The sequence below is a fragment of the Solwaraspora sp. WMMA2059 genome, from assembly GCF_027497315.1.
GTDB lineage: Bacteria > Actinomycetota > Actinomycetes > Mycobacteriales > Micromonosporaceae > Micromonospora_E.
In genome coordinates this window covers 5,866,521-5,878,324 of record NZ_CP114908.1, presented here as the reverse complement: position 1 = coordinate 5,878,324, position 11,804 = coordinate 5,866,521, and the positions used below count along the sequence as shown (strand labels likewise).

7 protein-coding genes are annotated in these 11,804 nt (G+C 68.7%); 2 read left to right on the top strand and 5 right to left on the bottom strand.

Annotated features, from left to right (window positions below; genetic code table 11):
• Positions 1-3: 3 nt before the first annotated feature.
• From O7553_RS27045 to O7553_RS27035, 3 genes are all read right to left on the bottom strand, one after another.
• On the bottom strand, positions 4-1,956 hold the full coding sequence (locus O7553_RS27045) for a RiPP maturation radical SAM C-methyltransferase (RefSeq protein WP_281552381.1): 1,953 nt from the start codon (positions 1,954-1,956) through the stop codon (positions 4-6).
• A gap of 421 nt (positions 1,957-2,377) precedes the next feature.
• Entirely contained in the window at positions 2,378-4,204 is a 1,827-nt protein-coding gene (locus tag O7553_RS27040) for a prolyl oligopeptidase family serine peptidase (RefSeq protein WP_281552380.1), read from the bottom strand.
• Positions 4,201-5,562, bottom strand: coding sequence for an MFS transporter (locus O7553_RS27035; protein ID WP_281552379.1), 1,362 nt, complete (start codon positions 5,560-5,562; stop codon positions 4,201-4,203). Before O7553_RS27035 ends, O7553_RS27040 begins: the two co-directional genes overlap by 4 nt.
• Positions 5,563-6,205: 643 nt before the next feature.
• Between O7553_RS27035 and O7553_RS27030 the strand changes: the two genes are divergently transcribed.
• Both O7553_RS27030 and O7553_RS27025 read left to right on the top strand, forming a co-directional pair.
• Positions 6,206-7,009: an endonuclease/exonuclease/phosphatase family protein gene (locus tag O7553_RS27030; protein WP_281552378.1), complete on the top strand. Its 804-nt coding sequence runs from the start codon at positions 6,206-6,208 to the stop codon at positions 7,007-7,009.
• A 107-nt stretch (positions 7,010-7,116) separates the two neighbouring features.
• Entirely contained in the window at positions 7,117-7,812 is a 696-nt protein-coding gene (locus O7553_RS27025) for a GNAT family N-acetyltransferase (protein WP_281552377.1), read from the top strand.
• Here the strand turns inward: O7553_RS27025 and O7553_RS27020 are convergent, their stop codons facing one another.
• On the bottom strand, positions 7,813-9,237 hold the full coding sequence (locus tag O7553_RS27020) for an ATP-binding protein (protein ID WP_281552376.1): 1,425 nt from the start codon (positions 9,235-9,237) through the stop codon (positions 7,813-7,815).
• Between the two features lie 812 nt (positions 9,238-10,049).
• Complete coding sequence (locus O7553_RS27015; RefSeq protein ID WP_281550504.1) at positions 10,050-11,546, bottom strand: IS66 family transposase; 1,497 nt, start codon at positions 11,544-11,546, stop codon at positions 10,050-10,052.
• Positions 11,547-11,804 lie beyond the last annotated feature (258 nt).

The following is an 11,804-nucleotide window of genomic DNA, read 5'->3' as shown; positions in this document are numbered from 1 at the left end:
CTGTCAGACGGCGGTGAGCGCGGGCTCGGGCGTGGGGTGCCCGGCGGACGTGGCCGGATCCGTTGACGCGGCTTCCGCCTGCGCGGCGGCCCGCTCCTGGTGCAGGTGGTCGATGCGGAGCAGGTCCTGGTTCATCGCCTGCGGTGCGATCTGAATGAACTGGTCGGCGTCGCTGAACAGCAGGCCGAGGTCGCTCCAGCGGGCGAGCAGCGTGGCCACCTCCTCCTCCGACGCGGAGATCCGCCGGGCCAGTGAGGCGACGCTGTGCGGCTGGTCCAGCTGCCGGAAGGCGGCGACCTCGGTCGGATCCGTCAACCGCAGCACGTGCCAGTCGAACTGCCGCCGTTCGCTGACCAGCACGATCTCGGTGCCGAGGTCGTGGTGGGTCAACCGGCTGCGGGCATACTCGTGCTGCCAGCCGGTGACGGCCCGGTCGAGCGTCTCGGCGAGATCCTCGTCGATGCCCTGGGTCGGGGTGTCGAAAATGTACGCCAGGTCCATCAGCTCCGACTCGGGCAGGTCGTAGATGAGCCGGTACTGGGCGGCCGGCCGCAGGTCGGTGAAGCCGAGTTCCGGCTTGACGAAGTACGGGCTGAACCGTTCGATGGCGATCCGGGTGCTGCCGTCGGGTGGGCAGAGGTGGTGCAGGGCCGGCATCTGGTCGATGATCGACTGGTAGTCGGCGTCGGTCTCGCCGGGGAAGCCGTACAGGTAGTTCCAGGCGATGGTGATGCCGCTGGTCTCCGCGTCGCGCAGCATCCGCACGTTGAGGCAGCCGGTCACCCCCTTGTCCATGATCTTCAGCACCCTGCTGTTCAGGTTCTCGATGCCTGGCTGGACGCTGACCAGGCCGGCGTCGGCCAGGGCCTGCACCTGCGGGCCGCGCATGTTCGACTTGATCTCGTACTGCAGCCGCAGGTCGTAGTCGGATTCGGCCAGCCGGGGCAGCAGCGAGTTGACGTAGCTCATGTCGAGGATGTTGTCGACGACGAACATGTCCAGCACCTGGTGGCGCTCGACCAGCCCGATGATCTCGTCGTAGAACCGGCCGGGATGCTTGCTGCGGAACTGCATGAACGAGCCGTTGAGCCCGCAGAAGGTGCAGTGGTGCTTCTCGCCCCACCAGCAGCCGCGGGCGCCTTCCACCACCAGCCGGGGCTCGACCCAGTTGTTCGCCTTGGAGCGGGCCAGCCGCTCGAAGTAGCCGGTGTAGTCCGGGCTGACGATCTCAGCCGGCGGCAGCGGTGCGGTGCTCATCGGGTTGGCCACGTGTCGGCCGTCCGGGGTGGCCCAGCACAGGCCCTCGATGCTGGAGAAGTCGGCAGGGCTGTCCGCCGGTGCGGCCGCCAGCGCGGTGAGCAGCTGGGGGAACGCGGCTTCGCCTTCGCCGCGTACCACGAAGTCGATGAAGGAGAAGTTGCGGTGCAGCGCCGCGCCCTGCTCGCCGTCGCAGTTCGCCCCACCGAGCGCGGTACGGATCCGGGGGTCGAGTTTCTTCACCGCCCGGGCAGTCGCCAGCGCTGCGGTGTTCTGCTGGAACGTCGAGGTGAATCCGACGAGGTCTGGTGCCCGGTCGACGATCCGGGCAGCGATCTCGTCGATGAACTCCGGCGCGGCCCGGTGCAGGTCCATGTTGCGGCTCAGGTCGCGTTCGGACATCTGGCCCTGGACGACGCGGGTGAACTCGCTGACCCGCCATTCAGGGTCGTCGTAGAGGGCGGAGGAGAAGACCCAGTCACCGCAGCCGGAGAAGTAGGTGAACAGCGAATAGTAGTAGTAGTCGCCGAGGCCGAACTCACGTCGGTCGACCACCCAGTCGACGAAGTCGAGGTTGGCGTGCATCACCTCGACCTCGGCGTCCGGCATCTTCTGGCGGACGCTGTTGGTGAGGATGCCCAGTGCCAGCGACGGGACATCGATCGATGACCACGGCATGTTGACCAGCAGGATCCGCATGTGCCCTTCCCTTCTATGCGAGCCGCTACCGACGAACCCGGTCAGCGCGGGTGTCGGAGGTGGACAGGTGTGCCGGAGGTACGGAGGCGGTCGGGACCGGTGCGGTGAGGCGGTCGGGACCCGGTGGGGTGAGGCGGTCAGGACCCGGTGGGGTGAGGCGGTCAGGACCCGGTGGGGTGGCGACGGCCACGGCGATGGGATGGAGGCGGTCAGGCGATGCCGGCCAGGGCGCGACCCGCCCGCCTCCACCCCGTACGACCCGGATCAGAACTTGATCTTGACCGAGACCGTGACCGTGACGTTCGCGCTGCGAAGCTGGTCGCGGTTGCCGTTGATCGGGTCGTTCTCGACAACGTTCTTCCGCATGCCGTTCACCTCCTCTCCCGATCGGACCGAACCTGCCAACGTGCGGGGAACAGGGTCAGGCCACTGGCCGCGCCATGGCGAGCGCGACCGCCGTACCCTCCTCCTGCACGCCGTCGAAGTGCCGCTGCATGAACAGCAGCACGGTCTGCATCAGCGACAGATGGCTGCGGGCGTCGAAGTCGTCGTGCCCGGCCCGGCGGCGGACCAGCTGATGCGGAACGCGGCGGGCGGCCAGCAGGCCGGCGTACCGCTCCACCGGAGCCGGCGGGCAACGCACGTCGTCGCTGGAGACGGCGAGCAGCACCGGCGCGGTGACCTGGTCGACGTAGCTGGCCGGCGACGACCGGGCGTACGCCTCGGGAACCTGCTCCGGGGTGCCGCCGAACAGCATCACGTCGAGCGCTTGGACCGCCGGGGACGCCGCATGGAACGCGGCGGCGTAGTCGGCGATCGGGCTGATCGCCACCCCGAGACGCCACAGCCGTGGCTGCACACCGAGGGCGAGCAGGGTCAGATAGCCACCCCACGAGGTGCCCCACAGGGCGACCCGTCCCGCCTCGATCAACCCCTCGGTCACCAGATGCCCGCGGACCGCCGCCAGATCGGCGACCTGGGTCAGCCCGACGCCGGAGCTGAAGTCGTTACGCCAGGCGGAGCCGTAGCCGCTGGACCCCCGGTAGTTGGCACGCACCACCGCGCAGCCGGTGCTGGCCAGGATCTCCACCAGCGGGTCGTACGCGTCCCGCGCGTGCTGCGACGGTCCGCCGTGGACCAGGATAACGGCGGGACGGGTACGCCGGTCGTCGTTCGGTGTGGTCAGCAGCACGTGGATCGGCCCGCCCGGCCCCGGCACCCACAGCTCCTGCCGCTGGTAGTCGTCGACCGTGGCGGACGCCGCCGGGTCCGGACCGGCGCCACTGTCCGGCAGCCGGACGTCACGGCCCGACCGTAGCTGCGGCGGGGTCAGCGAGTCGGTCCAGATGTAGACGACGTCGCCGTCCGGCCAGACCGCCGCGTCCAGCACACTGCCCGGCGGAGTCGGCAGCACCGCACTGGCCCGCACCGTCAGGTCGGCCTCGTGCAGGATCGTATGGGCGTGCCGATCCTGACGGATCAGGATCCGCCGGCCGTCCGGGTACCAGCTCGCGGTGATCTCGGTGTCGAACCAGCACCAGCTGTGCGGCCGTAGCCCGTCGGTCCGGGTCCAGGTCGCCGGGAAGTACCGGTCGTCCTGCTCCAGCACGAGCAGCAGCCGGGGTTGACCGCCGCCGGGGGCGAAGCCGAGCGCCCAGACCCGCCGATCCGGCTGGCCGGACACCACCCCGACCGTGGCCCCGTCGCGGCCGACCACGGTCACGGCGTCCGCGGCGGCCGGGTCGGTGCCGACCGCCGCCAGCTCACCGGTCGGGTCCAGGTCGACCAGGTACGCGTACCCGGCGGTCCGGGTGACCTCGGTGATCCGTCCGTGCGGGTCGCGCCGGTGCAGGGTCAGGCCGTCGTCGTCGGCGAGCCCGACCAGGGCGGTTCCGTCGTCGGCCATCGCGATCCCGGCGTGCCGCGCCGGCGTCACCCCGGGCAGCGCCGGAGCCGAGACCGGCGAGGTGACCTGGTCAGGGGCGCTGTTCGGGAAGTCGCGGGTACGCCAGACACCCACCCCGGCGAGGTCGTCGTCGAACCACCACACCGTCTCGCCGTCCGGGTCCAACGCGGCCCGGATCGTTCCGGTCGCCCGGTCGGTCAGCTGGGTGACCGTGTCGGTCCGGCGGTCCCAAGCCAGGATCTGGCATCGGCCGTCGGCGTCGCCGACGTAGACGACCCGGTGCGGCGCGTGCTCGGCGACCACCGGCAGCGCCGGGTAGAACAGTCGGTATTCACGGCTCATCGACGTGCCTCCTCTGCCACGGGTTCGGTCGACGTCGTCTCAGGGACCGCCGGCGTCGCCTCGGACCCCGTCGCTGTGGCCTCGGACCCCGTCGCTGTCGCGTCGGATTCGGCCGGCGTCACGTCGTCTGGTGGGTCTTCCGCCCCGGCGCGCAGTTGGCGCAGGTTGACGGTGGTGTAGACGGCCAGCCCGGCCAGGGCGGCGGCGAAGATCAACGCGACGGCGGTCGGGCTGTACCAGGCGACGAGCAGGCCGGCGAGCAGCGGAGCCGGGGTCTGCAGCACCTCGCCGGCGGTGCCCATCACGGTGCCGACCCGGCCCTGCAGCTCGTCCGGCGTCAATGCGATGACCCGTGACTGGAAGATCACCCCGAGCAGTGGGCTGAGCAGGAAGACCAGGCCGAAGAGCAGGCCGTACGTCCAGGTCTGCCGGGCCTGCGACATGGCCGCGACCAGGGCGACCATCGCCCAGGAGGCGACGACGATGACGGTCATCGGCCGGACCCGGCTGAACACGGCGGGCGCCAGCAACGCGCCGGTCAACCCGCCGACACTGGCCACGGTCAGCACCAGACCGATCGACGACGCGGCCGCGCCCTGCTGCCCAGCGGTCAGAATGGCGTAGTAGATGAGCGCACCGAAGGTGAAATTGATCCCGGCAGCCCAGATGGTCACGAAACGCAGGAACGGCTGCCGCCACACGAAGCGCAGGCCGTCCCGCAGATCGGTGAGGAACGACGTGCGTTCGACACGGTCCGGGGTGAGATCGGTGCGGATCGCACCGACCAGAAAAGCGGACACCACATATGACACAGCGTCCACCAGGAATGGCACCCACCGGCCTATCTGGTAGAGCGCGCCACCGAAAACCGGACCGACGATCTGTACGGCGTGATTGCGCGCTTCCAGCCGGGACAGCGCCTTCTTGTCGTCGGCCGGCAGCACCCGGCGGATCGAGCCCGCGCCGGCCGCCTCGTAGCCGCTCTGGGCGAGCCCTTCGACGAAGGCGGCGGCAGCGAGCACCACCAGGGTCGCCGTACCGCTGGCGACCGAAACGAAAAGCACCGCCATCGTGGCGGCGGCCAGCAGCAGTGACGCCACCATCATCCGCTTGCGGGGCAACCGGTCGGCCAGTACGCCGGCCGCCGGCGCGGCGACGAGTCGACCGGCCAGGGCCAGCGCGCCCACCAGACCGGCGGCGGCCGGTGAACCGGTTATCGCGAGGGTGACCAGCGGAAAGACGATTCCGGAGGTCTGCGACCCGAGCTGATCGACGGCTCCGGCTATCCAGTACAGCCGGAAATCCCTCTTACGGTTTCCATCAGTCGGCGTTGAATCAGCGGTTGAGGCAGCGGTCATCACTTCGGCCACATCGTCGACATGAACGTCCCAAGGGGTGGTTGATTGAGACTGTCTTGGCGGGCGTAACTCAGGTGAAATAAATCGACCTACCGGCCCCTGACCGGGCCACGGACAGAAGGCTAACAGCGCCCCAACCAGAGCGCAAGCATGTCAATACTTCAAGTTAGCCCAGGAGCAACCAGCGGCTCGTTCAATCCGAACTTGAGGATAATCGGCCCGCAAATGAAGCTATGCCCACAGGCCGAATTATTACCGCCCTACCCGGGCGTAACAACGACTCGTTGTCATCTTTGCCGTTAAGTAGGCGATGTCAGCCGCAAACCCGGCATCGGCCCTGTTGTCGCGACAAGATCGACAAGGGTGGCTGCCGGCTGACCCGCGGCGCAGCACGGCCAGCATCGGCCGGAGCGCGCCGGCCAGCAACTCCACCCCGCCCGGATACGGCACCACCCCGTCGACGTCCGACGCGCCCCCCGAGACGAACCGCATCCCGGCGATCTCGACCGATGATCCGCAGCGCTTCATCGACTCGACACGCCGACGCTCGTCAGGAGACGCGCATCCGATCAGGAGGCCCCGCCGCTGCAAGAGTTGCAAGGGTTCAAAGCCTTGCTACTGTTCCACACCCCGGAGGGGTGTCGTGCTGCGGATCGTGAGTGTGAACGCCTGGGGTGGGGCGCTGGCCGATGAGCTGCTGCCCTGGCTGGCCGGCTGCGCGGCAGACGTGGTCTGCCTGCAGGAGGTGACCCGGACTCCGGGCCTGACCGGGTGGACCCGTTTCGACGACGGCGACCGCGCCCTGCCGCAGCGCGCGAACCTGTTCGACGACGTCCGCGCCGTACTGCCCCGGCATCAGGCGTTCTTCCTCACCAGTGACTCCGGGCCGGTGACCGACGGGACGGGTGCCCGCCATCGGCAGGACTTCGGCCTGGCGACGATGGCCGCCGAGCGGCTGCCTGTCGTCGGTGTCGACTCGGCCTTTGTGCACGGAACCTTCGTCGAGCACGCCGAGTGGACCGTCGCCGATCGTCCACGGGTGGCGCTCGCCGTCGGCGCAATCGGCCGTACCGCCGGTCGGCGGGTGTGGGTGGTGCAGGTGCACGGTCTGCGCGACCCGGCAGGCAAGACGGACACCCCGGCGCGCCAGGCCCAGGCAGTACGGCTGGCCAAGCTGGTCCAGCGGGTACGCGACCCGGATGATCTGGTGGTGGTGTGCGGGGACTTCAACCTGCTGCCCGACAGTGCGACGTTCGACATACTGGGTGGTATCGGACTGACCGACCTGGTCGGCACGGCGGACACCCGTACGTCGCATTATCCGAAGCCGGGCCGGCACGCGAGCTACCTGCTGGTCTCCGACGTCGCCGCCGTCGAACGACTCGAAATCGTGCGTCAGCCGGAAGTCTCCGACCATCGCGCCCTGGTCCTCGACCTGCGGGCCTGACCTCGTCGGCCGCGAACCGTTCCCGCCCCGGTATGACCACCCTTGCCGGCGGGTACTCGTCGGTCATGGTGGGCAGCGCCAACACTGCGACTCGATCCCGCGCCCCGATGACAGGGTCGGACTACAACGGAGTTCTCGTGCGGCCGGCCGGGTACGCCGATCTGGCAACGACGGCCCGTACGCATGTGGAGTTCCTGCCGGTCGGACTGTTCCCGTCGCTCGGGGCAGGCTTCGTCCGTCGCTGGCACCGCACCTACCTCGACTCCCGGCACGGCGTCGGCTACGTGGTCACCGACCCGACGACACCCGGCGACGACGTTGTCGGATTCCTGCTGGGCACCACCGACCAGGCCGCCCACATGGCGGCACTGTTCGCCGATCGGCGGACACTGGCGTCCCTCGCGGCGGCCGGGGCGGGGGCAATGGCCCGCCGCCCCACATTGGCGCGTCAGCTACCCTCCCGGGCCGTTCCCTGGGCGCGTCAGATCGCGCAGCGCCGGTCTGGCCAGCCACCCCCGTCGGACGGTCCGGCCGACAATCCGCAGGTGGCGGTGATGATCGCGTTGGCGGTGCGACCGCAGTGGCGGGGCAGCGGAATCGGGGCGGAACTCGTCCGCCGGTTCGTCGAGGATGCCCGGCGTGCCGGGGCGGTGGAGGCCGAGCTGGTCACCCCGGTCGGGCCGGCCGGAGCGACCGGCTTCTACGAACGGCTCGGCTGGGAGCTCGGGCCGTGCTGGCATACCCACGACGGCGACAAGCTCCGCGCCTACCGTCAGCGCCTCGTCGCCACCGCTGGCGGCTGATCAGTCGTCAACCCGCTGCCAGGCGGTGAGTAGGTCGGCCGGCCGGTAGAGCACGTCGAGTCCACGGCAGGACGCGCCGCTGCGGGAAACGGCGACGGTCGGCACCGGCTCGTCGGTCAGCGCTGCCCGGTGCCGGAACAGCGCGGACAGGTCGTGCCCGTCGAAGGGTGCCTGGTCGTGCCATTTGATCGAGCCGACGAAGTACAGCTCGCGGGCGGCCGGTGCCCGATCGGCAGCGACGATGTCTATCTCGACGTCGTTGGATCTGGTCCAGTACGCCCCGATGGCGGGTGCCGCCGGCAGCGAGTCGTCGGGCAGCAGCCGGGCGAGCGCGTCGCGGATCAGCGGCTCGACGGCCCGGCCCCGCCAGCTCGGGAAGCTCGTGCGGATGCGGGCCAGGGTCAGGTCACCCCGGCCGCGTTCGATCTCCGGCATCGCGGGGGCGAGAAACCGCAGCCAGAAGCGCAGGTACGGGTCGACGATCCGGTAGCGGCGGTCCTTCGACGGGCGGGTGGACAGCGGTAGTTCACCGGTGACGAGCCGCTTGGCCTGCAGGGTTTCCAGGGATCGGTGCAGCGACGTAGCGGACATTTCGCCGGCCGTACGGGCGATGTTGGTGAACGTCCGCTCGCCGGAGCCGATCGCGGTCAGCACCTCACGGGCCTGGAGCTGGGCGGGGAACTCGGCGGCGAGTGACCGTTCCGCGGAGACCAGCAGCGCCGATGTCGGGTCGGCCAGCGCCACGCCGAGGAAGTCCCAGACGCTGGCGCCGGGCGGCCATTCAGCGGCGACCAGCGGCAGCCCACCGGTGATCAGGGCGGCGTCGATCGCGTCGGCGGGTGGCAGGTCGAGCATGGTGGCGAGGTCGGCCGGGCTGAGCGGGCCGAGCACCATCTCGCGGCCGCGCTGGTGGAACGGCCGACGGTAGTCGTTGAGCGCCTCCATCATCGCCAGGTCCGAGCCGATGAGGACGAGCAGCACCGGCTTGCGGGACAGCAGCCGGTCCCAGGCCCGCTGCAGGATGCCTTCGAACTGCTGCTCGGGATTCATCAGATAGGGCACTTCGTCGAGGACGACGACGCTGGGGGTGTCGTCGGGCAGTGCCGCTGCCAGCAGCCGGAACGCGGCATCCCAGTCCGACGGGTTGGCGGCGGCGATCAGGTCCCGGCCGGGCAGGGTGGATTCGGCCGCGTCGGCGATCAACTGCCGCAGTTCGGTGGCGGTGCCGGCACCGGCGGCGGTGAAGTAGAGGTACGGCACCTGCGCGTCGTCGACGAACCGCTCGACCAGGCGGGACTTGCCGACCCGCCGCCGCCCTCGGATGAGCAGGCAGCGACCGGGCCGGTCGTCCCGGGCCGAGGCGATGCGGTCCAGCTCGGCAGCGAGGGTGCCTAGTTCCCGGGTACGCCCGACGAAGCTCGCCACGCTAACTCCCATGTTAGTAACACCGATGTTAGTAACATCGAGGTTAGCTCAGGCGTGAACATGGCGGCACAGCCACCGCGAGGGCTGCAATATTAGCTCAGCTACTGCAAAACCGGATAAATTAGACAGCTCTGGCCGGCGTCGCCAGCGACCAGTGGGGCATGATCAGCACAGCACAGGCCGCGCATCTCGGGATCACCGCAGTCAGGCTGGCCAGCATGGCTCGTGCCGGAGAGCTTGACCGGCTCGCCCATGGCATCTACCGCCCGTAGGCGACCGGTGTCCGGGCGGTGGCGCAGCTGATGGAGCCGTTTAGCGCCGCAGCTCAGTCTCCGGGATATCCGTCGAGGAGCCGTGCAGCGACAGCTGGTGGCAAAATGGTTGACCAGATTATTTCACCGGGACCAGGATTCAACCCAACCACACCGTTTGGCTCTGGCATCCAGCTGCTGAGATCAACATCAGGAATCGCGTTTATGATTACCGCGAACACCTTCGGATCGGCGACGTTTTCAGCACCTATAACCAGGTAGGTCTCGCCATCGTTAGCCCTGGCCCAGGCCCTCACGCTGTAGTTGTGGAACTCTGCCTGATAAACGTGGCCACTCCGGAGAGATCGAGCAATTAGGTCACATACGATCCTACGTATTTCCACCTCCCATGCTGCGGCATGTTCTAGTTCGAGGCGTTTCCAGTCCCAGTCTGCAGGGCAAACATTCAGGTGGTGCGCGCTGGGATTCCGCGTGGTGGCATAGCGTGATGGCCGGTTGGTTGGTGGCCGCCGGCTGATGTTGACCTGGGTGGGGTGGGGGTCAGGTGGGTGCGGGTAGGTTCGGCATCCAGGGTCGTCCGAGGATGGCGTCGCGCAGGACGGCCATTTTGTCGAGGCCGTTCTTCGCCGCGCTGGAGACGTAGCCGAGGATCTTGTACCGATCCTTGGTGCGTTGCTCGCTGGTGAGCCGCCCGGAGATCTTCTGCTGGATCTTCGCCGGTCGCAGGTCCCGTTCGGCCTGGTTCGACGTCGGCGGCACCAACAGGTCGTCAACGAAGCGCAGCACGTCGGCACGTCGGTCCCGGAAGACTTCCAACAGCAGGCGGGCTTTACGCTCACCCGGCCGGTTGCCGATGGTGCTGGTGTCGGACAGTCCGACCAGCACGCCGTGGTGCAGCCGGTACAGCAACTCGGCCTTCACTGTGGGGTCGATGCCCGGCCGGTTCTGCTCACGGGCCGTGTTCGTCTCGTGGATCAGCGCGCGCAGCGCGTCGGAGATCTGCTTCGGCCAGACCGCGTCGGGGTACACCTCGGCCGCACCGTCAAGATCACGTAACAGGTGAGCGCAACACAGTTGGTGGACCAGCGTGCCCAACTCGGCCGAGTCGTAGTTCCGGTACCGGTCGTGCACGACCACCGAGCCGGTCAGGTCCTTGACCACGAACGCCGTGAACGTGGCCAGGTCCCGGTCACCGACCTGGTAGTGAGTCCACAACTCGGTACACGCCACGAGCAGGTACTTCTCGGCCTTCTTCCGGCCCGGCCTCGGTTTCTTTGGCCCGACCCGCAGCGGCGTCTCGTCACAGCACACCGCGTACGCCAGGGTGATCAACATGCGGATCCGTTTGTCGACCTCGCTGGTCAGCGCCGCGACCCGGGTCAGCACGCCGTGCACGAACCCCGGCGACGGTGTCGCACCGGTCAGCGACCGAAGCATCTGTACACACCGCTGCACCGGGATGAAATGCACGACCATCAGATAGACCGCCCACGCCTGCAGGTTCGGGCCGTACCCCACCGGACCGGCCCCCGCGCCTTCCGGCCGGGCCGCGGTGTGCAGCTTCCCGCACCCACACCGCACCGCATGCTGGTCGTACTGGGTCAGCGTCGCGGTCATCAACGGAACCTCGACCTGCTGATACCGGTCCACCACACCCAGATCCCGCGCGTCCACCAACTCCGCGCCGCACCCGCAACTACCCTCGGGGAACCGGTCCCGCCGCTGATCAGGAGCATCCGACCAGGCCAGGTTCGACCCCGGCGCACCCCGCTGCCTACCCCGCGTACCCGCCGGGGTGTCCCGCTTCTTCCTCGCCGCAGGTGGCGTACGCCCCGGATCATCATCCTTCGACGGCGGAGACGACGAGTTCGACGAGTTCCGCGACAACAGATGCTCGACCCGCGCCAGCCGCACCGCGAGCGCCTCGTACGCCGCCGTCAACTCCGCGATCTGCGCGTCCTGCTCAGCAATCCGAGCGTCCTGCGTCCGTGCCAGCGAGATCAACTCTTCACGAGACAGATCCTCCGACACCGACACGCCAAGATCAAACCACAACGGACAGAACGGCGTCGAGCCGGTCGAACCCCGTCACTCAACCCGCGCTGACCGTCACTCTTCGCGCACCACCTGAATGTTTACTCTGCAGGTAGCCACTTTTCGGATGATCCACCCTCGCGCTTAACAGCTCCCGCAAGGGCTTCATAGAAGTCGGCCGGATCGCCCTCGCGTCTAAATCCGGCGGCTCCCATCCACCATGGAGCAGCGCGAACCTGTGGTCCCGCATCTGCGTGGTCT